The sequence below is a fragment of the Robertmurraya massiliosenegalensis JC6 genome, from assembly GCF_000311725.1.
GTDB classification, from domain to species: Bacteria; Bacillota; Bacilli; order Bacillales; family Cytobacillaceae; genus Robertmurraya; species Robertmurraya massiliosenegalensis.
This window is the reverse complement of the sequence record NZ_HE978511.1, coordinates 616731-642093: the sequence shown is the minus strand read 5'-3', so window position 1 is coordinate 642093 and position 25363 is coordinate 616731. Positions and strand designations below refer to the sequence as shown.

The following is a 25363-nucleotide window of genomic DNA, read 5'->3' as shown; positions in this document are numbered from 1 at the left end:
GAAATTTGGCATTAACTGTGTAAGGTGTATTTTCTAAAAATAGAGATACAGTAAAATAGAACCTATAAAAACGGATTATGGGATTATGATTAGGGGGATATGAGGTGCAATATGAAAATAGGTTAATGCTGGATGAAATACAAAAAAAGAGAGAGAAAATGATTGAAACGGCAAAAAGAAAAGGATTCACAAACGATGATACAATCAGGCATAGCCAAGAACTAGACCAGCTTATTTATGAATATCAATGTCAAACTAGCAATGTTCAAAAAAAGGAGGAGGAGCTGAAAGTGAACTTTCGGCAAATGATGATCGTTCTCCCACAAGTACATCTGCTTGCTTAAAAATAAATCTTTGCAATAAGCATGGAGGTCTCAACGGAGGTCTTCTTTTTTTTTGGGTAAATTTTCAAATAGCATGTGATAAAAATCATAGTTTCATATTGATTAATTCATATATGATTAGTGTAAACGATTTCAATATTCTGTATTAATAAAAATGAAACTTCAACAATCTAATTTTCTACACTCCATCGAGTCCTTCATCACGTATCGAAAACATACGATGCAGTAAAATCCAACACCAAGTACACACTTTTGTTTATAATCGCATTCGTCTCCTAGTTGTTTGTAATATGCCTTCGTTATAGAAGTCGTTGCAAAATAAATTTTTAACGAACTAAGAAGGAGGTTTTTCACATGCATATTGTTGTCTGTGTCAAGCAGGTCCCAGACACAAAAATTATTAAGATCAATCCAAAAACAAATACGCTTGATCGACGTAGTGCTCCTGCCATTTTAAATCCATTTGATGCCCATGCCGTACAAGAAGCAGTTCGACTAAAGCAATCGCTTGCTAATGGGAAAGTTTCTGTTTTATCTATGGGACCGCCTCAAGCAACGGAAGTTATCAAAAAAAGTATCGAAATCGGTGCAGATGAAGGATATTTGATATCCGATCGTGCATTTGCAGGAGCAGACACGTTAGCAACAAGTTATGCCTTATCAAAAGCGCTGGAAAAGATAGCAAAAGATCATCCAATTGACATCGTGATTTGTGGGAAGCATGCCATAGATGGTGATACTGGGCAAGTTGGCCCTGGCATTGCAAGAAGATTGGATATTCCTCCAGTAACAAATGTGATCGAAGTGACTGAAGTCGATCAAACAAATAACTTCGTCCAATTAAGGAGAAAACTTTCAAATGGCTATGAAGTCATTCAAGTACAAATGCCTTGTTTATTGACAGTTGAAAAAGAAATTAATCAGATTGAATACTCACCCTTACCCAAGATGTTAAAAGCGGCTAGATATAAGGCAAATATTTGGTCTGTCGGTGACTTAGATGAAGTGGATAAAACCCAGCTAGGATTGAAAGGTTCGCCAACGGTTGTAGGTAAAATGTTTACTCCGCCGAAACTTGAGGGTGGAAAAATGCTTGAGGGCACATCAGATGAACAAATAAAACAATTGATGGACGTTTTACTCGAGAAAAAAGAACTCTTAAATGTGAAGTGATGAACAAAAAAGTAAAGAAAGTTGATTGGGGTGACTAAAAATGCTAGAAGAATATCGAGGAGTATGGGTGTTCATTGAACAGAGTGATGGAGAGATTGCAGGTGTTTCCTTGGAATTACTAGGTGCAGGGAGAGAACTTGCTGATAAACTCGAAGTGCCGTTGTCAGGAATTTTATTAGGTGATGGAGTTAGGAAACTTTCATCAAGAGTAATCGGGTACGGTGCAGACATTGTTTATGTAATCGATCACCCTGTATTAAAGAATTATCGAACAGAATCATATATGCGAGGGGTCAATTTTTTAGCTGGAAAATATAAGCCAGAAATATTTTTATATGGTGCTACACCTAACGGCAAGGACTTGGCAAGTGCTGTTGCAACTGATTTAAGTACTGGCCTAACTGCAGATACAACGATGTTAGACGTGGACGTCGATAAACGACTGTTGGAAGCAAGTCGACCGGCATTTGGTGGGAATATAATGGCAACCATTTTATGTAAGAAGAATCGTCCACAAATGGCAACGGTGAGACCGAAAGTGATGAAGGCGCTGCCCTTTGATGAAACTCGACAAGGAACAATCATTGATGAAGAGATTTCTTTAAGAGAAGAAGAGATGAGAACAAAAGTCATTGATGTGGTGAAGGATATAACAAAAAAAGCAAATTTAGCTGATGCACATGTCATTGTCTGTGGTGGAAAAGGAATTGGAGATGCAAAAGGGTTACAATTAATTCATGAACTTGCAAATACGATTGGAGCGAGTGTCGGAGGTACACGTGATGTTATTGAGGCTGGCCTTCTTCCACACGAATTACAAATAGGTCAGACAGGTGAAACGGTTACGCCTAAAATTTATTTTGCAATTGGTGTCTCTGGGGCAATCCAACATGTAGTCGGAATGAAAAATTCTGAACTCATTATTGCTATAAATAGTGATCCACATGCACCTATCTTTGAAGTAGCTACATATGGAATTGTTGGTGATGCTTATGAAATTGTTCCGAAGCTAATTGAGCAATTGAAGCAAATACGAGTGGAACAAGGTGGTGAAGTAAGCTATGTCTGAGAAATTTGATGTGATCGTTGTAGGGGCAGGACCAGCTGGAACAGCATGTGCCTATACATGTGCAAAAAGTGGACTAAAGGTATTGCAAATTGAAAGGGGAGAATACCCAGGGAGTAAGAACGTGATGGGTGGTGTCTTATACCGGAAACAGACAGAAGAGATTATTCCTGAATTTTGGAAGGAAGCGCCACTTGAAAGGCCGATTATTGAACAGCGCTTTTGGATGATGGATAAAGAATCAACTGTCACATTTGGATATAAGGGACTAGAGTGGGGGAAAGAGCCTTATAATAATTTTACTGTTTTGCGTGCTCCATTTGATAGATGGTTTGCTCAAAAAGGAGTAGAACAAGGGGTTCTTCTAATAAATGAAACAGTCGTAACAGAATGTATCGTTGAAAATGGAAAAGTAATAGGAGTTAGAACAGATCGTCCAGATGGCGACATTTTTGCTGATGTGGTTGTTCTTGCAGATGGTGTAAATTCATTACTTGCCAAAGATCTAGGCTTCCATAAGGAATTAAAAGCGGATGAAGTGGCACTAACGGCGATGGAGGTCATTAATTTACCAAAGGATAAGATAAATGATCGCTTCAATTTAGAAGAAAATCAAGGGTGTACGATAGAAATATTCGGGGATTCAACGAAAGGAAATCTTGGTACTGCTTTTCTTTATACGAATAAAGATAGCTTGAATATCGGAGTAGGAACGACGTTATCTAGCATGATAAAGGCGAAATTAAAGCCTTATGACTTATTGGATTACTTGAAAAATCATCCGATGGTCGCACCACTTCTTGCAGGAGGAGAATCTGCTGAATATCTGGCCCATTTAATTCCAGAAGGTGGTTTTCATGCGGTTCCCAAAGTAGCAGGCAGTGGAGTGCTGGTTATTGGTGATGCAGCTCAACTCGTTAACGCCATTCATCGTGAAGGATCGAATATGGCAATGGCTTCAGGAAAAATGGCTGCAGAAGCGATTATCAAGGCAAATGAGAATGAAGACTACAGTGAAGCGAGTTTAAATCGCTATCGTGAAGCATTGTATGAGAGTTTTATTATAAAAGATTTAGAAAAATATAAGGATGCAGCTCATACATTTGAGCATCATCCACAATATTTTAATGACTATGTTCCTATGATGAATCAAGCGATGAGCAAGTTCTTCACCGTTGATGGGACTCCTAAGAAAGAAAAGCAGAAACAAATCATTAAAGGATTTACAGGTGAAAAGGGTACGTTTAACGTCATGAAAGATCTTTACCGTGCTTGGAAGGCGGTGAAATAATGTCGACTAAAACAATTGAAGAAAAACAGTATTTAACACGCTTTAAAGCAGACACAAAGTCTCATTTAACGATTCTTGACCATGAAATTTGTCGTGAAACATGTCCGGATAAGATCTGCACGATTTTCTGCCCTGCTGAAGTGTATAAATGGGAAGGAACAAGAATGCAAGTTGGCTACGAAGGGTGTCATGAGTGTGGCAGTTGCCGAATCGGATGCCCACAACAAAATATACAGTGGGAATACCCAAAAGGTGGACATGGGATCGTCTTTAGATTAGCTTAAAAAATGGGGAAGCACTTTAACCGTGTGCTTCCCCATTTGTCATCTTCTGTTTTCGTAGTCTTTATTGACCTCTGGGTTGAACTCTTCAGAGGCTTCTGTTTGATATTGTAAGTTTCTTCTTCGAGTACTTCCTTCTCGCTCTTCTGGATTTCTTCTCATATTGTTCATATAGCGATGGAAGAAAAATTCGAATATGGTTACAGCGATTGCTGAAAAAAGGGCCATTGTAAATGCATTAGTCGTAGCGGTGAGTAGTGATATCAACACCCAAATGACTGCTAGTGCAAGTCCAAAATCAGCAAGTGTAGCGATTGCGTTTCCTGTTCTGGGAAGAATCCCTAAATCACCGACAATATAAGAAATGATTCCTAATATAAGTGTGATTAGAAATACAGATCCAAAAGTCATTCCATAGTACAAACCTAAAATAATATACAAAAGTGCCACTGATACAATGAATTTAATCGCTAAAGCTCTAAAATGCTCCATACTAACCACCTTTCATGATTGAAAAGATTATAACAAGTGAAATGTAAAGTATTTGGAATATGTTTGGATAATTCCCTTTACTTCGCCTGTTATTGTTAGTTTGCCTCATTTTATCATTTTTATGTTTCGTTTTAATACTGTCTGTATAGTTTTTCACAAGGATTTTTAAAAAGAAAGGTAATGCAAAGGAGTCGTGGCGAGGTTAAATAATACTCTCAGTGGGAATAAAGCTAAAATCGTGGTTTTGAATGTTTTCTTCCAATTTATTTGCTGCCAGGCAAGCGTGATGGAAGTTATTGAAACTCGCAGAGACATAAAGTGGCTTTTTCTGAAAAAAGTAGCCATTCGAATTCGTTTGATAAAGGACGATAGTCCAATGATAAAACTCTGTATCTGCTGCCGGATTATGTCCTTGTAATGCGATAAGCCAATGGGAAGCATCTGGTAATGGGATACCGTCAATAGAACTGATTGGGATTAGCTTCCTTTGATAAAACTCCCGGTGATTGGGGAAGTGCACAAGAAATTCCTCCCTTCTAACATTTTACACCTCTTATCATTATTATATATGGCAATTCTGACAATTGTAGCTCAATTTTGTTACTATTTTTCGAAAAAATAAAACGCTTTCAAAAACAATGAAGGGAAATAAGGGCCTCAGCAAAATGCCCTTTTTCCAATTTCCTTACTTTTTATCTTGAGGTAGAAACAATGTCAAAATCCCTAGTAGCGGAAGGAACCCTGTCAAAATCATTGTTAAGATGATGCCAATTTGATCGGCTAAATACCCTAGTACAACTGAACCAATAGCTCCCATACCAAATGCTAAACCCACTGTTAGTCCAGACATTAAGCCGATTTTTCCAGGAACAAGTTCTTGGGCATAGACGACGGTAACAGAAAAACTAGACATAAGGATAAATCCTGTTAAAGCCAGAATAATAAAGGCAAATGCTGGTGGTGCAAAAGGTAGTAAAATGGACAACGGTGCTGTTCCGATAAGAGATATTAAGATGATGTTTCGTTTTCCAAAACGATCAGCTAATGGTCCACCAAAAAAGGTACCAACTGCTCCAGCCACTAAGAAAGCAAATAAATAATACTGGGCTTTTTGAATTGAAAAACCGTAATTTTCAATGGCAAAAAAGGCGAAATAATTGGTCATACCTGAGACATACCATGAACGTGCAAAAATCAAAAATAAAAGCAAAGTAAGGTAGAGTATGATTTTGTTTGCATGTGGCTGTGACGTAGAAATAGCTTCTTTCCCTTTTTGTTTTAAGGCTTGTAAATCAAATCGTAGCTTCTTCGTGTACCATGTAGCGATATACACCAATAATAAAACGGCGATGGCCGCCACGAAGGTAAACCACGCTGCCCCTCTTTGCCCAAGTGGAACTAATATAAGTGCCGTAATAAGTGGTGCTAGTGCTTGACCAGAATTTCCGCCAACTTGGTAAATAGATTGAGCAAGACCCCGCCTTTTTCCTGCAGCCATATAGGCGACTCGAGATCCTTCTGGATGAAAAACGGCTGAACCTAAACCAATAAAAAGGACAGATAAGACGATCCAACCAAATGAAGGAGCAAAGGACAGTCCTAATACACCTAGTAATGTTGACGTTAAGCCAACTGGAAGAGCATAGGGCATAGGTTTTTTATCGGTCATAATTCCAACGACAGGTTGCATGACTGAAGCCACCATATTTAATGAAAAAGCGATAAGCCCTAATTGTGTAAAGGTTAATCCCATCGATTTTTCAAGGATCGGAAACATGGCTGGAACAACAGCTTGAATCGAGTCATTTAGTAAATGACAAATCCCCATAATGATCAAAATCTTGTAATTTGTCTTCTCCAATTCTTTTTTATAGAGCTGAGAAGTTAATACTGCTTGACTCAATTTCATACCCTTCTTTCAAAATGTGATAATGATATCTTACAAGAAATTGCAAAGGAATTGGGGGGTTTTTCAAAAAAAGTTTCGAAGTATGAAGGAAATTAAACTAGAGCGGGAGTGAAAATAAAAAAAGCTGTGTCAAGAAGTTGTCTAGAACAACCTTTGGCACAGCTCTTATATCATTGAATTTTGTTTGCTAACGGGAGTATTATTGTGACAGATGTTCCTTTATACTCCTCACTTGTAATCGAAATTTCTCCATTAAATGATTGGAGAATCCGCCTACAAACCACTAAACCAAGACCCGTTCCTGTCTCCTTGGAAGTGTAAAATGGAGTAAAGATTTGCTCAATTACCTTCTCATTGATTCCGATTCCAGTATCAGTAATGATAATCTCGCAAGTATGCTCCTTTTTTCGCATTTCTAGAGTAAGTGTTCCTTCACCCTTCATGGCCTCAAAAGCATTCCTTGTAATATTTAAAACAACTTGCTTCATTTGATCTTTTGTACATGTGACAAGAACCGGACCAGTTCCTACCTCATAATGGAGATGAACTCTATTGAATGTAGCTTCTGAAAGGATAAGGGGATATAGTTCCCTTAGCACATCACAAATATCTACGATTTCCATTTTCTGAGCTGTTGGTTTCCCGAGAATAAGAAACTCGCTTACAATTTCATTAATTCTTTCAATTTCTTTATCTATGATAGAAAAGTACATCCGATCATCTGGATCATCGTATTTTTCACCAAGAAGCTGAACGAGCCCTTTAATCCCTGTTAACGGATTGCGAATTTCATGGGCAGTACTTGCAGCGAGTGTGCCAACTAATTCAAGTTTTTGAGCTTCATTTTCTTTTCTTTCAATTGCAGCTTGACGTTTAAGCATAAGAAAATTTATAAATAGAAATAAAATATGTGTAAGAATAAGAAAGGCACTAATTACCATCATAGAATCAAAAATTGTATTTTTTGTTCCATTTATCTTTACTTTTAATTTCCAAGGCAGTCGTTCTATCGGGTATGTGACCCATTGCTTTTCATCTGAAAGAGCTGCCATTTGCTCATCTTCCTTCGTATTGAAGGACATTAATATATTTTCATCTGCAGTTAAGACAATGATTTTAGACTCAGGTGTGAGGATTTTCATCAGGTTCTTAACATAATCGATGCGAAGTAGGGCTAAAGACACCGCCATTAGCTCGTTATCATCCCCTAGTATTGGATGAGCAAGTGCGATAACAATTTGTCCATTCTCTAACGTGAATGATTTATTGGAAATAATGACGTCCTTCGTTTTCATAACTTCATTCACTAAATCTTCTTCAATGTCATTACGTTCATGTAGATGTTCGTTTGAGCCGGCGATAATTTCACCATTTTCCCCAATCAAATAAATGCCACCATAACGAGGGTCTGATTGATGGGCTCTTTCCAGTAAAGGCTCCATTTGCTCTAAATGATCGAATAATGTTTTGGCTGTCATGGAGATCATTTCAAGAGAGGTTACCGTACCAGTTATAAACCTGTCCCAATGTGATTCATGTATCGACGCAATCCATTTAGCTTCATTCACTCGTTCGTTGAAATGATTGGTTGAGCGGACTTGAATAAAATAAGTACTCCCAATAAGGGTAGGGATAATTACGACCATTATATAGATAAACATTAATTTACGATTTATTTTCATTAATGCGCTCCAAAGCTTTATTCATATTTTATTTGCTGACAAATTAATAAACAAACTTTACCAGATTCAGCCATGAAATTGCAAAAAATAACTAAATATTTTTCAACATAGTAAAATGATAAAAAATATATCCCTATCATTATAGCATTAATTATGTTGGGAGCATGAATTTTTCTAACATGACCGATACGTATCAAAGAAATTAGTGGTCATGACAAGAGATGAGTGTCAATTGAAATTGACATGGAATAGTAGTCTTTTCTATAATAGTCTTAAATCAAGATATTTTAGGACGCATTTCCTAATTGAAACCAACATGCACCTCTTTGTGTAAGGATGCAATTAAACTACATCTTTTTAAAGGAATTGAGAATATGAACTCAGAAGAAATTAAACAATCTCTTAAGCTATTTATTGTCTTATCTCGTGCTTATCGAGCGGTCAATGAAAATGTCAATAAATTGATTAATACGTACGGGTTAAATCCTACCGAGTTTGCGGTGTTGGAACTTCTATATCATAAGGGAGATCAACCACTTCAACAAATTGGTGGCAAGATCCTACTCGCAAGTGGAAGTATTACTTATGTAGTTGACAAATTAGAGGAAAAAGGATATTTAGTTCGAGTAGCTTGCCCAAGTGATCGAAGAGTGACATTTGCACAAATAACCGATAATGGAAAAAAGTTTATAGAGAACGTTTTTCCTGGGCATGAACAACGAATTCATGAATTGATGTCTGAACTATCGAATGAAGAAAAAGAAGAAGCGATTGAACTTTTAAAGAAGCTTGGACTATCTGTATCCTAAAATTACAAAAGCGATCCTATTTTTACGAGGATCGCTTTTGTTTTATTTACGTATTTCTTGTATAATTACTTTGTAATTTCAAAATTTTTTGAATAGGGGGCTAGTAAGTGGGATTTGATCAATATACATATACGAGACCTAATTTTGAAGAGGTTGAAAAGAGCTTGGAAGAACTAATCACAAAGTTCAACGAGGCACAAACGGCTGATGAGCAAAATGAAGTAATGAATGAGATTAATGAAATTCGTGATGAATTAGGAACGATGTTCAATTTAGTGTATATCCGCCATTCCATCGATACAAATGATGAATTTTATAAACAAGAGCAGGATGCGATGGATGATTTAGAGCCGCAAGTTGATGGACTTGTCACGAAATATTATGAAGCATTAGTAAACTCCAAGTTTCGCCAAGAGCTCGAAAATAAGTGGGGGAAACAGTTATTTGCACTTGCAGAAGCACAGTTAAAAGTTTTTTCACCTGAAGTGGTTCCGCTATTGCAGACGGAAAATAAGCTTTCAAGTGAGTATACGAAGCTTATTGCTTCCGCAAAAATTATGTTTGAGGGGGAAGAACGAACGCTAGCTCAAATGGAGCCCTTTACTGAATCAAAAGATAGAGATATGAGAAAGAGGGCAAGTGAAGCACGCTTTGGATTTTTAGCTGAGCAGGAAGAAGAGCTGGACCGAATTTATGATCAATTGGTTAAGGTTCGTACAGAAATTGCCCAGAAGCTAGGCTATAACAATTTTGTAGAACTTGCTTACTACCGCATGTACCGAACAGATTATAATGCAGAAATGGTTGCGAATTTCCGTAAGCAAGTGAAATCATTTATCGTTCCAATTGCCACAAAGTTAAGAAAACGACAACAAGAGAGGATTGGGGTAGATTCTCTTAAGTACTATGATGAAGGGTTTAACTTCGTCTCTGGGAATGCCGTCCCTAAAGGGAGTCCAGAATGGATTATTGATAATGGGCAGAAAATGTATAATGAGCTTTCGCAAGAAACGGGTGAATTTTTTCAATATATGAGGGACGAAGGATTAATGGACCTTGTAGCGAAAAAAGGTAAAGCTGGTGGAGGCTATTGTACCTTTATTGAAAATTACAAGGCACCGTTTATTTTTTCTAATTTCAATGGTACTTCCGGTGATATTGATGTCTTGACTCATGAGGCTGGACATGCATTTCAAATCTATTCTAGCCGCCATTTTGATATTCCGGAATACTACTGGCCAACGTATGAAGCAGCAGAGATTCATTCTATGAGTATGGAGTTTTTCACATGGCCATGGATGGACTTATTCTTTGAAGAAGATACTGAAAAGTATAAGTTTTCCCATTTAAGTTCAAGCTTGCTATTCCTTCCATATGGTGTTTCTGTTGATGAATTTCAACATTGGGTTTATGAGAATCCGAATGCAACACCACAGGAAAGAAAAGCAGCATGGCGAGAAATTGAAAAAACGTATTTGCCTCATCGAGATTATGATGGAAATAAGTATTTGGAGAATGGTGGATTTTGGCAGCGTCAAGGTCACATTTATAATTCACCTTTTTATTATATTGATTATACATTGGCTCAAATTTGTGCTTTTCAATTTTGGAAAAAATCAAGAGAAAATCATGATGAAGCATGGAGCGATTATTTAAAGCTATGTAAATTAGGAGGATCGCTTCCATTTACCGGACTTGTGAAAGAAGCAAATTTAATTTCTCCTTTTGAAGAGGGCTGTGTACAATCTGTTGTAGGAGAAATTGAAAGTTGGCTAAATAACGTTGATGATAAGAGTCTATAAGTTGCAAATTCCACTTTTTAAGGCGTTTCTTCCTATTTATACATTTTCGAGGCTGTGACATAACTAGCTTCAAATCATGAGAAAGGTGAATCCTGAGGGTACTCAAATTCACCTTTCTCTATATTTTTATGAACGCAAGATTTTTGATTTTCTTCGTACAAAAAATCGAGTGAAATGCAAATTAGCCTTCAAGATCCAATCGATTTCCGCTTTGTCTAAATTTCTACTAGAAGAGCCTATTTTTGCTCGAACCATTTCTTGTCCTTAAGTGGAATTTTTCTTGTTATCTCCTCAATGGAGTCTCTTTTAGGGGAAATAACGGAAGATTTTTTTGCTTAAGGAGGGCAAAATCGTTTATTTGGGCATTTTTTGACTGAATAGCAGGAATTTTTCCTGTTATTTTTTCACGCAGGCACTCCAACTGTTTACACGTACACTTTATCCACAAGTCGAGGGAATTTATACACCCTAAACTAGAATCAAAAAGTCGTTACCACCGACTTTTTGATCCAGCCTCGTTTCTTTTCATTTTGAAATAATATGGTTTTATTGGCCATTTCATTTTCAGCTTATTGCGTGCTATTCTTAATAGGATTGGTTATGATAAAGGGAAATTCAATATTTTAATGGTACATGCAAATGATAAGTGTAGCCATTGTGTACATCACGGAGGGAAATAAATTGTTTATAGCAATCCTGTTTTTCATGTTAATGTCTTTTTTCTTATCAGGAAGTGAAACCGCTTTGACGGCTGTTAATAAAATGAAGATCAAAACTAGAGCCGATCAACAAGATGTTAAGTCACAAAAATTGTTGAAGCTTGTTTCAAAGCCTGATGAATTAATCACAGCTATCTTAATAGGTAATAATGTAGCCAATATCATGCTTCCTACCCTCGTCACCATCATGGCAATTGAATATGGGATTAATGTTGGAATTGCAACCGGTATTCTAACCATTGCGCTCATTATATTTGCTGAGGTTCTACCGAAGTCGATTGCAGCAACTTTTTCTGAAAAAGTTTCCTATTTGGTCTTCCCTGTTATTTCTGGGTTACTGATTTTATTGAAACCACTCACCTATTTGCTTTCAAAATTTACGAGATTCATTATTAAACTAATGGCTAAAGACAATGCCGATGAAGTTTCTATTTCTAAAGAAGAGCTAATGACCATGGTGGATATCGCTACAACTGAAGGAACGTTTAAAAACGAAGAAACAAAAAGAATTAAAGGTGTCATCGATTTTTATAATATGGATGTACGAGATGCGTTAAAAACACCGAGAATGGATATTGTTGGCATTCCTTTAGATTCTACATACGAATCAATACGAGATATTGTTATCAGCAACAATTATACGAGATATCCTGTTTACAAAGAAGATATGGATAATATTGTGGGGGTTTTCCATTCTAAACAACTACTAGAATGGTCATTGGAAGAAAATAAGGATTTACAAGAGTTCATTGATACTAGACCGCTATTCGTTATTGAAGCCCTCTCCATTGAAAAGTTATTTAAAATGATGCTGAAAGAAAAGAAACATATTGCGATCGTTTTAGATGAATATGGAGGCACAAAGGGGATTATTAGTCATGAAGACATTATTGAGGCAATGCTTGGTCAAGAAATCGAAGATGAAACAGATTTAAATGAGGAAGTGCTAATCGATGAATTGACAGACTCTCACATTGTTTGTCACGGAAAGCTCGGGATACGTCGTTTGAACGAAGTATTTAAAACAAAAATACCAGAGGATGAGGATATATTAGCAGGTTTTTTATTTAAAGAGTTTGGCCATTTTCCAAAAGTAGGAGAAACACTGGAATATCATCATTTGCATTTTCGCATAAAAGAAATTGAGGATAATAAATTAACGCAAGTTGAAATAACAAAGAGGACGATTTAATATTAGGGAGTATTTGAAGAAAGATCATGCGATAAATGATTACTTCCCAGCTCAACAGCCCAAAAAATAAAAACGATTAAAAAAGGAAAACACTGTGCAATTAGTAGAATGTACAGTGTTTTCCTTTATTTTGACAGGGAAAAATCGAGATGTCAACTGGCGGCTCTTTACATACTTTCATACCATTTATTGGATAAATGATTTTGGCATATTGCATGTGCCAGGACGGAATTTTTTTGCGTCAATTGAGCTCTACTATTTTATAATGGTTTGACAACAAGAATCCCCTCGTTAAATTCAGCCACTAGTTCTTTACAAGTTGGTTCATCGATGAGTATATCTGTAATTTTATCTTCTAATTGCTCTTGGATAACTCGACGTAAAGGTCTGGCACCAAAGGTTGGATTATAGCCCTTTTCTACAAGAAACTGTTTAACTTCGTCAGTTATTGTAAGTGTTATATTCTGTTCTTTAAGGATCTCGTTTAATTCCAGTAACATTAGGTCGACAATTTTTAATAAAGCATCTTTTTCTAGAGGAGCAAATTCGATAATGCTATCAAATCGGTTTAAAAACTCTGGTTTAAAGAAATGACCGAGCGAATCCAAAATATTGAGTTCTTTCGTTGTATGATCTTGACCAAAGCCAACCTTGACTTGTCTCTGTCCAACTCCAGCATTACTTGTCATGATCACGACTGTATCTTTAAAACTTACGATTCTTCCTTGACTGTCAGTAAGACGTCCATCATCAAGAATTTGTAAGAACATATGCAAAACATCAGGGTGTGCCTTTTCAATTTCATCTAGCAAAATAATGCTGTAAGGATTTCTGCGAACTTTTTCGGTGAGTTGTCCAGCTTCTTCGTGTCCAACATAGCCTGGAGGAGAGCCGATTAATTTTGAGACACTATGTTTTTCCATGTATTCGCTCATATCGAGACGAATCATGGCATCTTTTGAACCAAAAAGTTCATGTGCGAGTATTTTCGAAAGTTCTGTCTTTCCGACCCCAGTTGGACCGACGAAAAGGAAGGAACCAATGGGTCTATTTTTTGATTTTAAGCCTGCACGGCTTCTTTTGATTGCTTTTGTTACTCTTTCTACCGCCTCATTTTGACCAATAATCTTTTCAGATAGTGTCTTATAAAGGTTCTTCATTTTTGTTTGTTCATCTTCCTGTAGTTTACCAACAGGAATTCCTGTTTTTTGTTCAATCAGTGCTTGAACTTGTTTAACATCAACAATTGGACGATCTTGACTAGCATTTGAGTCTAGTTTTTGTTCAAGTTCTTTTTCTTCCTGACGCAGCGTTGCAGCTAATTCGTAATTTTCGGTTTCTAGAGCTTTTTTCTTTTCTACGGTAATTTCCTTGAGTCTATTTTCAATTTTTTCTATAGAACTGTAGTCCGAAATTAGATTGAGTTTTGAACCTGCTTCATCCATTAAATCAATTGCCTTATCCGGAAGGAAGCGATCTGGAATATAGCGGTGAGATAATGTTACACAAGCTTCTAGTGCCTCATCCAAAAAAGTAACCTCATGGAAGTTTTCATACTTTTCTTTTAAACCTTTTAAAATATCAATGGCATGTACGAGTGTTGGTTCATATACTTGAACTGGTTGGAATCTTCTTTCCAATGCAGCATCTTTTTCAATTTTGCGGTATTCCTTAAGGGTAGTCGCACCTACAAGTTGTAATTCTCCTCGGGCTAATGCTGGTTTTAAAATATTACCAGCATCCATGGACCCTTCAGCAGAACCTGCGCCAACTAACAGATGAATTTCATCAATAAAGAGAATGATATTTTTTCTTTCTTGTAATTCTGCAATGATTTTTTTCATTCTTTCTTCAAACTGTCCTCGGATACCTGTATTGGCTACGAGAGAGGCGACATCTAATAGGAAGACCTCTTTATTCTTTAATTTATTTGGTACTTTTCCATCGGCAATTCTTGCTGCTAAATCTTCTGCAATAGCTGTTTTACCAACACCTGGCTCTCCGATAAGAACAGGATTATTTTTATTTCTTCTATTTAATATTTCGATCACTCGATTGACTTCTTCTTCACGACCAATGACAGGATCAATGAGACCTGCTCGAGCCATTTGGGTAAGGTCACGACCAAATTGATCAATGAATCCACCTTTTCCACCATGCTGAGTAGAATTTGAGCTCATCTTTTGCTGACTATTTGCAAATTGGAATTTATTTAATAAATCTTCCAGTGGATTTGGATTAACAGAAGAGAAATCTGACATGCTTGGACCAAAAGCTGAAGCCATTTTAGCTTTTTCAGTCTTATAGCAATTTTGACAAAGGTGAAGCTTTCTCTCCGCACCATTTATATTCATTGTTAAATGAACTTGTACATCTTCTTTTTGACAAATTTGACATAGCATTTCACATTCCTCCTAAAAATTTGACTTTGACTATCTTTGACTTTCATGTCTTTATTATAATTTGACCTTTTTTGACTTTCAAGTATTTTGCTTCAAGGTTTTTGTTGAAAAATTGAACTTAGCCGTTTTAAAGCCGATTTTCATGGAAGATGGAAAAATGCTCGTCATTGTTTGTCCTTCTCTTCATATATTGAAATGGAGGGAGGATAATTTATGAAGACAAATTGGGGAGCTGCCTTCCAAATAGCAGCCGTGTATGTGGGTACGATCGTGGGAGCAGGATTTGCTACCGGACGGGAAATTGTTGAGTTCTTTACGAGATTCGGCTTTATAGGGTTAATAGGGATTTTAATGAGCGGTTATATTTTTATTGCGTTAGGTTCTAAGTTAATGAGAGTTTCAGCAAAAATAGGAGCAAGTTCCTACCAAGAGTTTAATATTTTTTTGTTTGGAAGGCTGTTTGGTTCGATCATAAATATAATGATGCTAGTCATGTTATTAGGAGTTTGTGGAGTCATGTTATCAGGGGCAGGAGCGATATTTAGTGAACAACTTGGGTTATCGAGAAACTTCGGCTTATTACTTACTCTCTCGCTTTCCATTATCGTCTTAATTGTCGGTATAAAAGGGTTATTTGCTGTTAATACGATAGTGGTTCCATTAATGATTAGTTTCAGTTTCATCTTAATGTTTATTTCATTTCAGCTTCCAAACTTTTTAGACCAACTTTTCTTTATTCCATATGTTGACGATGGCTGGAAGTCGGTTGTATCTCCATTTTCCTATACGGCTTTAAATTTAGGACTTGCACAGGCAGTATTAGTACCTGTAGCAGCAGAAATAAAGAATGAAGATACGGTGAAGTGGGGAGGGACAATTGGAGGCATTGCCTTAACACTCATTCTACTATCAAGTCATTTTACATTGATGATGCTTCCAAATGTTGAGGCTTTTGAGATACCGATGGCTGTGGTGATGAAAAACTTAGCGGCTGGACTTCATGGATTGTATATTTTAATCATTTATGGTGAGATCTTTACTTCTGTTATTGGCAATGTGTTCGGATTAGAAAGACAGCTCAAGACGTTCTTCCGCTTGCCAAGTCTAGTTATTGTGGGGGGAATACTTGCGATCGCCTTTGTGATTAGTCAAGTTGAGTATGGTACGTTATTATCCTATCTCTATCCGATCTTTGGTTATATCAGTATTATTTTTATTATTCTACTGTGGCTGAAGCCGTTGGAGCAAATAAAAAAGAGACCTTGAATGGATTCAAGATCTCTTTTTTAATTTAGTGGATATATCACAAATAAAAATAAGTCAAAAATGAGATGAGAAACGATGACCAGTGGTAAACTTTTTTTCCATGCATATAAGTATCCCCAAAATACTCCAGTGATAAGTGCTGCAAATGGGAGCATAAATGAACCAGAATAGAAATGAACGGATGCATACAAAAGTGATGAAGCTATTACCGCTGTTGTGACATTTGCTGCCTTTTGGATTCTTTTTTGGATGAAACCTCTCCAAAATATTTCTTCACCGGGGATGATGACGAGCATTAATACAATATAATGCCAGAGAACGGTAGGGGATAGGCGATTATATAGCCTTGAGATTTCTTTTGCGAAAGGAAGATTAACTAGATCGATAAGAAGACTTCCTAACAAAAAACAAGCAAAAAGAATAACCCCAGATAAACTACCGAGAGATAAGTATGTAAATAATGGAACTTGGTCTTCAATTTCTTCATGCATAATGGAGTAGCTTATTAAAAAAAGCATCGTTGCGGTGAAAATATACCAAAATATATTCTTATCTTGGAAGGTGAAAAATATCAAAAGATGCGCAAGAAAAAAACCAAGAATTAGTCTATGATCTTTAACCCAATTTGGTATAGTCATGCAAAAGCGCTCCTTTCTATCCGATCAAACTATATATAGTTACATTTAAGTAAGTATTCCAAGAGCGAATTTAAGTGTGTGATTTGAATAGAAGTAAATCTATTAGTTCATTATAAAGCTTAACTGAAAGGAGGACAATTATTTGACTAAATCGAAAAAAGAGAAAGAGAGAGCATGGAATGTGAGGAAAAGCGACCAGCATCCACATGGAAAAGTCAAAACATTTAAAGAATTAGCAGATGAAAAGAATTCAAAATGATCGCTTTTAATTGCAAACAAAAACCCTATGGCAGTGAAACCATTAGGGTTTTGTGTTTATCCTATACTGTTTACGTAAAATTTCCATGAAAAAAATCTTAAGCCATATTCACACATTTTTTTGCATAGCACTTTTCGCTACTTTAATCTTTTATTTGTGTAGTATAAAACTTGATATTTCAAAACAACATATTTTGCGAAAAGATTCTTATGCTATTACAAAATAGATTCCTTAATTACTTTATAATTCTTATGATTGACAACGGTTCTTTGTTCCAGTTCGAGGTCGCGATAATTATCCATATAGGTTAAGTCCACGATAACAGAGTTTTCGTTTACTTTTTCAACAACGCCCTGTAGGCCGTCTCGAAATTCTATGATATTCCCAACTTCTGCTTTTTTCAACTGTCCTCTCTCCTTTTTCTCCCAAATGTCGAATGATTATAAGTAACAGTTTGCACTAAATTCTATCATTCGTAAAGAAAAAGATGTAAAAATCCCATAGAGAATCTGTTTTTTGTATTAATTGAAAGAAAATTCAACCACTTAATAAGTAGTCATATGTAACGTTATATCAATATATTGAACTTAACTATGATCGTCATTATAGTGATTTTTTTTTGAAAACGCTTTTAACTCACTAACAATTATTTTCATTGTTTCCTCATCATCTAAACCGACAAGCCTATAGGAAAAAGATTGAGCTGATGTTCGTTTCTTCCACTTTGGTTCAGCAATAATGGAGATGATTTGTTTATTTAACACGAATGATATTTCTAATAATAGGTTCTTTTCATTAATCGGTAGATCTAAGGGGGAAGATATTCTTAAACCGTTGGGGCTTAAATCCATTAGTAGGGCCCGACCTTCTTTTGACCCTCCACTAATTTGATTTACTTTCAGAATTTTGAAGGTTGCCTCAATCGGATTACCAAAAGTAAAACGAAAGGACTCATCTCTCCTGTAAAGCATACTAAGCGCTCCCTTTATTGATATATTAATTGCATCATACAGATAATTTATGGACAAATCAATGCAAAAATAGTGAATTTTTGTATCGTTGTTCACAAATTTGTCACATTTATCAATGCGATATTTTTGTATAATAGTCTCGTTTTTGATATTCTTTCACTGGGTGCTTTTTTTGTCGAATAAACAGAAAAGCTCCATGAAGGTACATGAAACATGTTTATTTGTAAAACAATAATGGAGGTAGTAAAACCTTTTATAAAAATGGTAATATAAACTATAAAGTAAACATGTAACATTATTAAAATTGATAAGGGGTTTGATGAATTATGGTAGAAAAACAATTTAAGGTAATCGCTGAAACAGGAATCCACGCACGTCCAGCTACAGTACTTGTACAGACTGCAAGCAAATTTGAATCTGATATTCAACTTGAATATAAAGGCAAAAAAGTAAACTTAAAGTCGATCATGGGTGTTATGTCTTTAGGAATTGGTCAAGGAGCTGAAATTACGATCAGCGCAGAAGGTGGAGATGAAGAAAATGCCATCCAAAGCCTTGAAGAACTTATGAAAAAAGAAGGGTTAACTGCATAATGAGCTTTTTACATGGTATTGCTGCATCAAGTGGAATTGCAATTGCAAAGGCTTATCGTTTAGTTGAGCCTGATTTAACATTTGAAAAGAAGACGATTGACCAGGTTGATTCAGAGGTTGAACGTTTTGAGGCTGCGATTGCCCAATCGAAAAAAGAATTAGAAGAGATTCGCAATAATGCGAAAGAAAATTTAGGTGAAGATAAGGCAGCGATCTTTGAAGCTCACCTTCTTGTTCTGAGCGATCCAGAATTACTAAATCCTATTAAGGATAAGGTGAAATCTGACAAAGTAAATGCAGAGTTTGCTTTAAAAGAGACAGCTGATATGTTTGTTTCCATGTTTGAATCAATGGATAACGAATATATGAGAGAAAGAGCAGCTGATATACGTGATGTCACAAAGCGTGTTCTTTCCCATTTACTTGGGGTGAAAATTGTTAATCCGAGCATGATTTCAGAAGAAGTTGTAGTGGTGGCAGAGGATTTAACACCTTCAGACACGGCTCAATTAAATCGTCAATTTGTTAAAGGTTTTACAACAGATATTGGCGGTAGAACATCCCATTCTGCGATTATGGCACGTTCATTAGAGATTCCAGCTGTTGTTGGTACAAAGACCGCAACGAAGGATATTGAGAATGGAGATTTAGTTATCGTAGATGGGTTAAATGGTCAAGTTCATATTAACCCTACACCTGAGCTAGTGGAACAGTATAAAAAAGCAAATGAAGACTTTGAAGCACAAAAAGCAGAGTGGGCGAAGTTGAAAAATGAACATACTTACTCAGCTGATGGACATCAAGTCGAATTAGTGGCTAACATCGGAACGCCTAACGATCTCGAAGGTGTGCTCAACAACGGTGGTGAAGGGGTAGGCCTATATAGAACAGAATTCCTTTACATGGGAAGAGATGAACTTCCTACAGAAGATGAGCAATTTGAATCTTACAAAGCTGTTCTTGAAGGTTTAGACACAAAGCCAGTTGTCGTTCGTACGTTAGATATCGGTGGAGATAAAGAATTACCATACTTAAAGTTACCGAAGGAAATGAATCCTTTCCTCGGTTTCCGTGCTATTCGTTTATGCTTAGAAGAGAAAGAGATTTTTAAAACGCAATTAAGAGCATTATTGAGAGCTAGTACGTACGGAAATCTGAAGATCATGTTCCCGATGATTGCCACTTTAGATGAATTCAGACAAGCTAAGGCTATGCTTGAGGAAGAAAAAGCGAAACTTCAAAGTGAAGGCGTTGCTGTTTCAGATAAAATAGAAGTGGGAATTATGGTTGAAATTCCTTCCACTGCTGTTCTTGCTGACCAGTTTGCAAAAGAAGTTGATTTCTTTAGCATCGGTACGAATGATCTCATTCAATATACGATGGCTGCAGATCGCATGAACGAGAGAGTTTCCTATCTGTATCAACCATATAGCCCATCGATTTTACGATTAGTAAAAATGGTCATAGACGCTTCACATAAAGAAGGAAAATGGACAGGTATGTGTGGGGAAATGGCTGGAGACGAAACTGCGATTCCACTTCTGTTAGGTCTTGGTTTAGATGAATTCTCCATGAGTGCGACTTCAATTTTAAAAGCTCGCTCTCAAATTCTTCGTTTAAGCAAAACTGAAATGGAGAAATTAGCTGCAGAAGCTTTACAGAAATCAACGACTGAAGAAGTCATTGAAATGGTAACAGCAGCAACAAGAAAGAACTAGGTTTAACTGAATTAAAACGAGGGTATAGGTGAACAAGGCACTTGGTAAACCTATTTTCTCCCTTTTTAAAGTCGATTGGTATTTAGCCAGTCGACTTTTTTTCTTCTTTAAATACTCCCGTGCTCTTCTATTAAATGGTAAAATAATAAGAAAAATAGGGAGGGGATTTTGAATGCTAACAAAAGATAATGCGGTAATTGGATTTATTGGTATTGGTGTTATGGGAAAAAGCATGGCAACAAATCTTTTAAAAGCAGGGTATCCAGTTATTGTTTACACGAGAACAAAAGAAAAGGCCAAAAGTTTGCTTGAAGAAGGAGCAGAATGGGCAGATACAAGTAAAGAAGTTGCTCAGAAGGCGAATGTGATCATCACCATTGTCGGGTATCCAACAGATGTTCGTGAAGTGTACTTAGGAGAGAATGGAGTTATACCGAATGGAAACAAAGATACATATTTAGTTGACATGACTACTTCAACACCTAGTCTTGCAGCAGAAATCTATGAAGAAGCGAAGAAAAAAGGAATGCATGCGCTTGACGCACCTGTTTCCGGTGGCGACATTGGTGCAAGGGATGGCAAGCTCTCCATCATGGTTGGTGGAGACGAAGAAGACTTTGAGAAGGTTTTACCGATTTTTAATATACTTGGAACAAATATTGTTTATCAAGGTAAAGCTGGTTCCGGACAGCATACGAAGATGTGCAATCAAATTGTCATCGCATCTGGGATGATCGGAGTCAGTGAGGCAATGGCTTATGCCGTCAAGTCTGGACTAGATCCTGAAACGGTTTTAAAGAGTATTTCCTCAGGAGCAGCAGGAAGTTGGTCACTTTCTAATTTAGCTCCTAAAATGATTGAAGGAAATTTTGAACCAGGCTTTTACATTAAACATATCATTAAAGATATGTCGATTGCCCTTGAGGAAGCAGAAAATATGGGGATGGAGGCACCTGGACTCGCTCTAGCCTTGTCTATGTACAAAGAATTAGCTGAACGTGGTGAAGAAAATAGTGGAACACAAGCGTTATATAAATATTGGCAGTAGTCCATTTTAAATGAAAATACATAGATTATCCCTTCTAGATTAAACTATGAGTGGTTTACCATCAACTATGATAGGGGGTACTATGGATGGCAAAGAAAAACAAAAAGAATGATGCCGAGCAAAAGAATAAAAAGGGTTTTGATTCAGCTGTATTAAACGAAGAGTTTGCTCATGAAATGGGTAGTACTGATGCAAACAAAATCCATAAGGATAAAGCGAAGAAAGAAAAAGCTGGCAAGAATAACGGCAAGTATAAAGGTCAATAAGAAAGTGTTAGGAGTTTCCTGCGAATATAGTATTAAAGGTATCGAGCGGATATACTCGATACCTTTTCATCTTCATTTACATCTCTTCCTTCTTGAAAAATCGTTCCATACGATCCATTGCTTCTTCAATCGTTTCCATTGAGTAGGCGAAGGACAAACGGACAAAGCCTTCTCCCAATGGTGAAAAGGCACTACCTGGGACAACCGCAACACCAACTTTTTCAACAAGTGAAAGGGCGAAATCAAAAGAACTTGAATAGGGAGATGGTAATTTGACAAAGAAGTAAAAAGCTCCATCTGGTTTGACCACATCTAGATTCATCTTTTGAAGTCGTACATACATATAATCTCTTCTTTTTAAATACTCTTCCTTCATTACATGTGCATCATCTTTCCCAACTGTTAATGCCTCAATTGCTGCAATTTGCGAAATAGAAGTGGCACATGAAACATTATATTGATGTACTTTAAGAATATGTTTTGCAATATGTTCAGGAGCGAATATAAAGCCAATTCTCCAACCTGTCATGGAGTGGGACTTAGATAAACCGTTAATAATAATTGACTTCTCTTTGAGCACCGTACCAATTGAAAAATGCTCTCTCTCATACACAAGCTCACTATAAATTTCATCTGCTAAAATAAATATCTCTTTATCCTTTAAAAGAGCGGCAATATCGATAATCTCTTCCTTAGTTAAACTTGACCCCGTTGGGTTTGATGGATAAGGAAGAACGATACACCGAGTTTTTTCTGTTATGTATGGTTCGATGATCTCAGCAGTTAAGCGAAATTGATTATTAGTCGTATCAGCATATACGGGCTTTGAACCACATAAGCGAATGATTGGCTCATATCCAGGATATACTGGTCCGGGCAAGATCACCTCACACTCTTCCTCTAGTATGGTTCGCAAGGCTATATCGATCGCTTCACTCGCTCCAACCGTTGTAATCACCTCGGTTTCAGGATTGTATTGTAGCTGATATTTTTCGTAAACAAATTGTGCAGCGGCTTGTCTAAGCTCTAACGTTCCTGCATTATGGGTATAGGAAGTAAAGTTTTGCTCAATTGCTTTTTTTCCAGCTTCTTTCACATGCGCTGGTGTCGGAAAGTCGGGTTGTCCAATTGTTAAAGAAATCATATCCTTCGTTCCGGCAACCAAATTGAAAAACTTTCGGATCCCCGATATTTCAATATTTTTAACTTTATCATTAATTAAATGTTCCAATATTTTCAACCTCCAATATGATCTCTATTTTAGCAAAATGAGCTACATTTTGTAATCAAAGAGTAAGATTAAGCTCAGAAATGATGGGCTGAACATACTAATAATAAAAAACCTCCCTCTGCTATTATGCAGGGGGAGGTGAAAAGATCAAATATTCAATGATTAATATCCGTAATCCCAATCAATTTCTTCTTCATGCCAAAATACTGGAGAAACATTGCCGAAATTGACAACTTTGTTATCATATTTACATGTACACTGCTCACACCCACATTGTTTCTGAATTTCATTAAAAACCGTGTGATCGATATTTTCAATTACGGTAAGAGACTGGTCTTTTTTATAAAGAATGGCTGTACCCTTCAATTACAATAGCACCTCTTTTATTCCTTTACTTTTTTGTTCACCTGAATTGTATTCCTCAACGCCAGAAAAGTCTATAAGTTCGTTAAAATGTTCACATAATGCTCAATAATGATCTTTCTTTTGATGCTGTGCCTAAAAAAAGAACACGATTTTTACGAATTACTTAAAAAATGGAATTAGTTCTTTATTCTTTTCGTGGTATAGTAATACATATATGTTACTTATGAAACAGGAAGGAAGAACTAGAATGGATACAAACAAAGGGATATTACTTGAAAGTGGAACGAACGAATTAGAAATAGTTGAATTTACAATCGGTAATAATAAATTTGGAATCAATGTGATAAAAGTGAAAGAAATTATAAATCCTGTTGCGATTACACAAATTCCACATGCTCACCCAACTGTAGAAGGAATTATCGAATTAAGAGGAGAGGTTCTACCTGTAGTAGATGTAGCAACAGCTCTAGGTTTTCCAAAATCAACTAACCCTGTTCAAGATAAATTTATCGTGGCCGAGTTCAATAAGCAAAAAGTGGTCTTTCATGTCCATACAGTGACACAAATTCATCGAATCTCATGGGACCAAATTGAAAAGCCGTCTGAAATGTATCAAGGGGCAGATAGTCAAGTGATTGGGGTAGTTAAACTACATGGTGACATGGTTTTATTATTAGACTTTGAAAAGATTGTTGTAGAAATTAATCCTGAGTCGGGAATTAATGTCCAGCAAATCAAAAAATTAGGCGAAAGAGAGCGTTCCACAAAAAGATTACTCGTTGCAGAAGATTCACCACTTTTGCGAAAGCTTTTAAGTGATACCCTTTCTGAAGCGGGATTTCAACAGGTAGAATTCTTTGAAAATGGTCGAGATGCCTTGAATTATTTAGAATCACTTTTAGACTCTGGTAGAAATGTGACTGAGGCCGTTCAATTAGTAATCACAGACATTGAGATGCCGCAAATGGACGGTCATCATCTAACCAAAAGAATAAAAGAACATGCGCAGCTTTCTAAGTTGCCAGTCATCATTTTTTCATCATTAATCACTGAAGATCTCAGACATAAGGGTCAAATGGTGGGAGCCAACGGACAGGTGAGCAAACCGGAAATTGCTGAATTAGTACTGCTCATCGATGAGCTTATCCTATAATGTATATAAAAAAACGATCTCTACAATGGGATCGTTTTATCATCTTTATTTGAGGTTTTAATAGTACTTAAAAGTAATTTTCCCCGAGTCTTTTAAAAACTGGTTTTTCATACTTTTTCTTTTTTTGATTAAATTGGATATTATCTTCTTTTAATCCTGTATATAGTGAGAGCAATTTTTTCGCATCAGATAATGAAAGATGTGCTCTTGGATTACGGACATTATTATCCAATTTTCCTAAATGAGGTAAATGAGTGAAATCGCTCTTTGAAGGAGGCAAGTGGAAAGAATATTTGCCGCAGACAACTAATACATCAGACTGCTGTTGACTATATTTTGGATTGTTAGAAAAGTGAAGACCCATTTTTTTCGCTTTACCTTCCTTTAACAATTTTTTTAATGCTTCATGCTTTAACTTATAAAGATACTTTGGATTTGGAGCAGTTTTAGCATGACGGTTTACGGTGAAGATTGCTTGTGAGAGGTTATCAATCGTTGGGTCCAATTGAGGAGAATAATTCCTATCCCGATTCAAAATACTTGCTCCTTTCAAAATTAATTTTTCTTCTTGTATTAGTATACCCTTTTTTTCATAAAAAAGGAAATGCTGTTTGATATATTCTTCTCATATTGGAAAAACTAACTAGAGATCTCATGACTTATTGATAGATTGTGGTTATTTGTAAAAAAAC

26 protein-coding genes are annotated in these 25363 nt (G+C 36.4%); 15 read left to right on the top strand and 11 right to left on the bottom strand.

Annotated features, from left to right (window positions below; translation table 11 throughout):
• The first annotated feature begins 104 nt into the window (after nucleotides 1–104).
• The 5 genes from BMSHG_RS29400 to BMSHG_RS03325 all read left to right on the top strand — a co-directional run bounded on the left by BMSHG_RS29400 (nucleotide 105) and on the right by BMSHG_RS03325 (nucleotide 4158).
• Nucleotides 105–344 carry a Spo0E family sporulation regulatory protein-aspartic acid phosphatase gene (locus tag BMSHG_RS29400; protein ID WP_019153021.1) on the top strand — a complete coding sequence of 80 codons (240 nt, stop codon included), beginning with the start codon at nucleotides 105–107 and terminating at the stop codon, nucleotides 342–344.
• A 354-nt stretch (nucleotides 345–698) separates the two neighbouring features.
• Complete coding sequence (locus BMSHG_RS03340; protein ID WP_019153020.1) at nucleotides 699–1517, top strand: electron transfer flavoprotein subunit beta/FixA family protein; 819 nt, start codon at nucleotides 699–701, stop codon at nucleotides 1515–1517.
• A gap of 40 nt (nucleotides 1518–1557) precedes the next feature.
• The gene (locus tag BMSHG_RS03335) at nucleotides 1558–2586 is read left to right on the top strand and encodes an electron transfer flavoprotein subunit alpha/FixB family protein (RefSeq protein WP_019153019.1); all 1029 of its coding nucleotides are present in this window, start codon (nucleotides 1558–1560) and stop codon (nucleotides 2584–2586) included.
• Nucleotides 2579–3874 carry an FAD-dependent oxidoreductase gene (locus tag BMSHG_RS03330; RefSeq protein ID WP_019153018.1) on the top strand — a complete coding sequence of 432 codons (1296 nt, stop codon included), beginning with the start codon at nucleotides 2579–2581 and terminating at the stop codon, nucleotides 3872–3874. The genes BMSHG_RS03335 and BMSHG_RS03330 overlap by 8 nt, the downstream gene beginning before the upstream one ends.
• Nucleotides 3874–4158 carry a ferredoxin family protein gene (locus BMSHG_RS03325; protein ID WP_019153017.1) on the top strand — a complete coding sequence of 95 codons (285 nt, stop codon included), beginning with the start codon at nucleotides 3874–3876 and terminating at the stop codon, nucleotides 4156–4158. Before BMSHG_RS03330 ends, BMSHG_RS03325 begins: the two co-directional genes overlap by 1 nt.
• Before the next feature lie 39 nt (nucleotides 4159–4197).
• Here BMSHG_RS03325 and BMSHG_RS03320 read toward each other — a convergent pair whose 3' ends face one another.
• The 4 genes from BMSHG_RS03320 to BMSHG_RS03305 form a co-directional block, all read right to left on the bottom strand.
• Entirely contained in the window at nucleotides 4198–4647 is a 450-nt protein-coding gene (locus tag BMSHG_RS03320) for a YndM family protein (protein ID WP_019153016.1), read from the bottom strand.
• A gap of 202 nt (nucleotides 4648–4849) precedes the next feature.
• Nucleotides 4850–5167 carry a hypothetical protein gene (locus BMSHG_RS03315; protein ID WP_019153015.1) on the bottom strand — a complete coding sequence of 106 codons (318 nt, stop codon included), beginning with the start codon at nucleotides 5165–5167 and terminating at the stop codon, nucleotides 4850–4852.
• 165 nt (nucleotides 5168–5332) lie between these two features.
• Entirely contained in the window at nucleotides 5333–6556 is a 1224-nt protein-coding gene (locus BMSHG_RS03310) for an MFS transporter (RefSeq protein WP_051030894.1), read from the bottom strand.
• Between the two features lie 170 nt (nucleotides 6557–6726).
• On the bottom strand, nucleotides 6727–8238 hold the full coding sequence (locus BMSHG_RS03305; protein WP_019153013.1) for a PAS domain-containing sensor histidine kinase: 1512 nt from the start codon (nucleotides 8236–8238) through the stop codon (nucleotides 6727–6729).
• A 374-nt stretch (nucleotides 8239–8612) separates the two neighbouring features.
• Here BMSHG_RS03305 and BMSHG_RS03300 point away from each other — a divergent pair, with 374 nt between their 5' ends.
• The 3 genes from BMSHG_RS03300 to BMSHG_RS03290 all read left to right on the top strand — a co-directional run bounded on the left by BMSHG_RS03300 (nucleotide 8613) and on the right by BMSHG_RS03290 (nucleotide 12760).
• The gene (locus tag BMSHG_RS03300; protein WP_019153012.1) at nucleotides 8613–9047 is read left to right on the top strand and encodes a MarR family winged helix-turn-helix transcriptional regulator; all 435 of its coding nucleotides are present in this window, start codon (nucleotides 8613–8615) and stop codon (nucleotides 9045–9047) included.
• Nucleotides 9048–9154: 107 nt separating this feature from the next.
• Complete coding sequence (locus BMSHG_RS03295; RefSeq protein WP_019153011.1) at nucleotides 9155–10849, top strand: M3 family oligoendopeptidase; 1695 nt, start codon at nucleotides 9155–9157, stop codon at nucleotides 10847–10849.
• Nucleotides 10850–11530: 681 nt separating this feature from the next.
• Nucleotides 11531–12760: a hemolysin family protein gene (locus tag BMSHG_RS03290; protein ID WP_019153010.1), complete on the top strand. Its 1230-nt coding sequence runs from the start codon at nucleotides 11531–11533 to the stop codon at nucleotides 12758–12760.
• A 260-nt stretch (nucleotides 12761–13020) separates the two neighbouring features.
• Here the strand turns inward: BMSHG_RS03290 and BMSHG_RS03285 are convergent, their stop codons facing one another.
• Nucleotides 13021–15162: an ATP-dependent Clp protease ATP-binding subunit gene (locus tag BMSHG_RS03285; RefSeq protein ID WP_019153009.1), complete on the bottom strand. Its 2142-nt coding sequence runs from the start codon at nucleotides 15160–15162 to the stop codon at nucleotides 13021–13023.
• 213 nt (nucleotides 15163–15375) lie between these two features.
• Between BMSHG_RS03285 and BMSHG_RS03275 the strand changes: the two genes are divergently transcribed.
• The gene (locus BMSHG_RS03275; protein WP_019153007.1) at nucleotides 15376–16428 is read left to right on the top strand and encodes a YkvI family membrane protein; all 1053 of its coding nucleotides are present in this window, start codon (nucleotides 15376–15378) and stop codon (nucleotides 16426–16428) included.
• A gap of 20 nt (nucleotides 16429–16448) precedes the next feature.
• Here BMSHG_RS03275 and BMSHG_RS03270 read toward each other — a convergent pair whose 3' ends face one another.
• Nucleotides 16449–17066: a CPBP family intramembrane glutamic endopeptidase gene (locus BMSHG_RS03270; protein ID WP_019153006.1), complete on the bottom strand. Its 618-nt coding sequence runs from the start codon at nucleotides 17064–17066 to the stop codon at nucleotides 16449–16451.
• Between the two features lie 142 nt (nucleotides 17067–17208).
• On the opposite strand from BMSHG_RS03270, the gene BMSHG_RS28970 reads away from it, so the two are divergent.
• Nucleotides 17209–17325 (top strand): DUF6254 family protein, encoded by a 117-nt coding sequence (locus BMSHG_RS28970; protein WP_019153005.1) that lies wholly within the window; start codon nucleotides 17209–17211, stop codon nucleotides 17323–17325.
• Nucleotides 17326–17540: 215 nt separating this feature from the next.
• On the opposite strand, the gene BMSHG_RS03260 is transcribed toward BMSHG_RS28970, so the two are convergent.
• A complete protein-coding gene (locus BMSHG_RS03260; RefSeq protein WP_019153004.1) occupies nucleotides 17541–17729 on the bottom strand; it encodes a YkvS family protein in 189 nt (62 codons plus the stop codon).
• 183 nt (nucleotides 17730–17912) lie between these two features.
• On the bottom strand, nucleotides 17913–18296 hold the full coding sequence (locus BMSHG_RS03255) for a hypothetical protein (protein WP_019153003.1): 384 nt from the start codon (nucleotides 18294–18296) through the stop codon (nucleotides 17913–17915).
• Between the two features lie 326 nt (nucleotides 18297–18622).
• On the opposite strand from BMSHG_RS03255, the gene BMSHG_RS03250 reads away from it, so the two are divergent.
• From BMSHG_RS03250 to BMSHG_RS03235, 4 genes are all read left to right on the top strand, one after another.
• On the top strand, nucleotides 18623–18889 hold the full coding sequence (locus BMSHG_RS03250; RefSeq protein ID WP_019153002.1) for a phosphocarrier protein HPr: 267 nt from the start codon (nucleotides 18623–18625) through the stop codon (nucleotides 18887–18889).
• The gene (gene ptsP / locus BMSHG_RS03245) at nucleotides 18889–20607 is read left to right on the top strand and encodes a phosphoenolpyruvate--protein phosphotransferase (RefSeq protein WP_019153001.1); all 1719 of its coding nucleotides are present in this window, start codon (nucleotides 18889–18891) and stop codon (nucleotides 20605–20607) included. Before BMSHG_RS03250 ends, ptsP begins: the two co-directional genes overlap by 1 nt.
• A gap of 172 nt (nucleotides 20608–20779) precedes the next feature.
• Nucleotides 20780–21655: an NAD(P)-dependent oxidoreductase gene (locus tag BMSHG_RS03240; protein WP_019153000.1), complete on the top strand. Its 876-nt coding sequence runs from the start codon at nucleotides 20780–20782 to the stop codon at nucleotides 21653–21655.
• Between the two features lie 86 nt (nucleotides 21656–21741).
• A complete protein-coding gene (locus BMSHG_RS03235; RefSeq protein WP_019152999.1) occupies nucleotides 21742–21921 on the top strand; it encodes a hypothetical protein in 180 nt (59 codons plus the stop codon).
• 76 nt (nucleotides 21922–21997) lie between these two features.
• On the opposite strand, the gene BMSHG_RS03230 is transcribed toward BMSHG_RS03235, so the two are convergent.
• On the bottom strand, nucleotides 21998–23152 hold the full coding sequence (locus BMSHG_RS03230) for an aminotransferase A (RefSeq protein ID WP_019152998.1): 1155 nt from the start codon (nucleotides 23150–23152) through the stop codon (nucleotides 21998–22000).
• A gap of 162 nt (nucleotides 23153–23314) precedes the next feature.
• On the bottom strand, nucleotides 23315–23518 hold the full coding sequence (locus BMSHG_RS03225) for a hypothetical protein (protein WP_019152997.1): 204 nt from the start codon (nucleotides 23516–23518) through the stop codon (nucleotides 23315–23317).
• A 247-nt stretch (nucleotides 23519–23765) separates the two neighbouring features.
• Between BMSHG_RS03225 and BMSHG_RS03220 the strand changes: the two genes are divergently transcribed.
• Nucleotides 23766–24671 carry a chemotaxis protein gene (locus tag BMSHG_RS03220; protein ID WP_019152996.1) on the top strand — a complete coding sequence of 302 codons (906 nt, stop codon included), beginning with the start codon at nucleotides 23766–23768 and terminating at the stop codon, nucleotides 24669–24671.
• A 67-nt stretch (nucleotides 24672–24738) separates the two neighbouring features.
• Here the strand turns inward: BMSHG_RS03220 and BMSHG_RS03215 are convergent, their stop codons facing one another.
• Complete coding sequence (locus BMSHG_RS03215; RefSeq protein WP_019152995.1) at nucleotides 24739–25206, bottom strand: YkyB family protein; 468 nt, start codon at nucleotides 25204–25206, stop codon at nucleotides 24739–24741.
• Between the last annotated feature and the right edge of the window lie 157 nt (nucleotides 25207–25363).

Excerpts from the sequence above, each read along its gene's own strand:
- BMSHG_RS03305 (WP_019153013.1), bottom strand. The coding sequence starts at position 8,238 with ATGAAAATAAATCGTAAATTAATGTTTATCTATATAATGGTCGTAATT.
- BMSHG_RS03340 (WP_019153020.1), top strand. The coding sequence starts at position 699 with ATGCATATTGTTGTCTGTGTCAAGCAGGTCCCAGACACAAAAATTATT.
- BMSHG_RS03330 (WP_019153018.1), top strand. The coding sequence starts at position 2,579 with ATGTCTGAGAAATTTGATGTGATCGTTGTAGGGGCAGGACCAGCTGGA.
- BMSHG_RS03250 (WP_019153002.1), top strand. The coding sequence starts at position 18,623 with ATGGTAGAAAAACAATTTAAGGTAATCGCTGAAACAGGAATCCACGCA.
- ptsP (WP_019153001.1), top strand. The coding sequence starts at position 18,889 with ATGAGCTTTTTACATGGTATTGCTGCATCAAGTGGAATTGCAATTGCA.
- BMSHG_RS03275 (WP_019153007.1), top strand. The coding sequence starts at position 15,376 with ATGAAGACAAATTGGGGAGCTGCCTTCCAAATAGCAGCCGTGTATGTG.
- BMSHG_RS03285 (WP_019153009.1), bottom strand. The coding sequence starts at position 15,162 with ATGCTATGTCAAATTTGTCAAAAAGAAGATGTACAAGTTCATTTAACA.
- BMSHG_RS03325 (WP_019153017.1), top strand. The coding sequence starts at position 3,874 with ATGTCGACTAAAACAATTGAAGAAAAACAGTATTTAACACGCTTTAAA.
- BMSHG_RS03235 (WP_019152999.1), top strand. The coding sequence starts at position 21,742 with ATGGCAAAGAAAAACAAAAAGAATGATGCCGAGCAAAAGAATAAAAAG.
- BMSHG_RS03310 (WP_051030894.1), bottom strand. The coding sequence starts at position 6,556 with ATGAAATTGAGTCAAGCAGTATTAACTTCTCAGCTCTATAAAAAAGAA.
- BMSHG_RS03240 (WP_019153000.1), top strand. The coding sequence starts at position 20,780 with ATGCTAACAAAAGATAATGCGGTAATTGGATTTATTGGTATTGGTGTT.
- BMSHG_RS03270 (WP_019153006.1), bottom strand. The coding sequence starts at position 17,066 with ATGACTATACCAAATTGGGTTAAAGATCATAGACTAATTCTTGGTTTT.
- BMSHG_RS03335 (WP_019153019.1), top strand. The coding sequence starts at position 1,558 with ATGCTAGAAGAATATCGAGGAGTATGGGTGTTCATTGAACAGAGTGAT.
- BMSHG_RS03320 (WP_019153016.1), bottom strand. The coding sequence starts at position 4,647 with ATGGAGCATTTTAGAGCTTTAGCGATTAAATTCATTGTATCAGTGGCA.
- BMSHG_RS03300 (WP_019153012.1), top strand. The coding sequence starts at position 8,613 with ATGAACTCAGAAGAAATTAAACAATCTCTTAAGCTATTTATTGTCTTA.
- BMSHG_RS03220 (WP_019152996.1), top strand. The coding sequence starts at position 23,766 with ATGGATACAAACAAAGGGATATTACTTGAAAGTGGAACGAACGAATTA.
- BMSHG_RS03255 (WP_019153003.1), bottom strand. The coding sequence starts at position 18,296 with ATGCTTTACAGGAGAGATGAGTCCTTTCGTTTTACTTTTGGTAATCCG.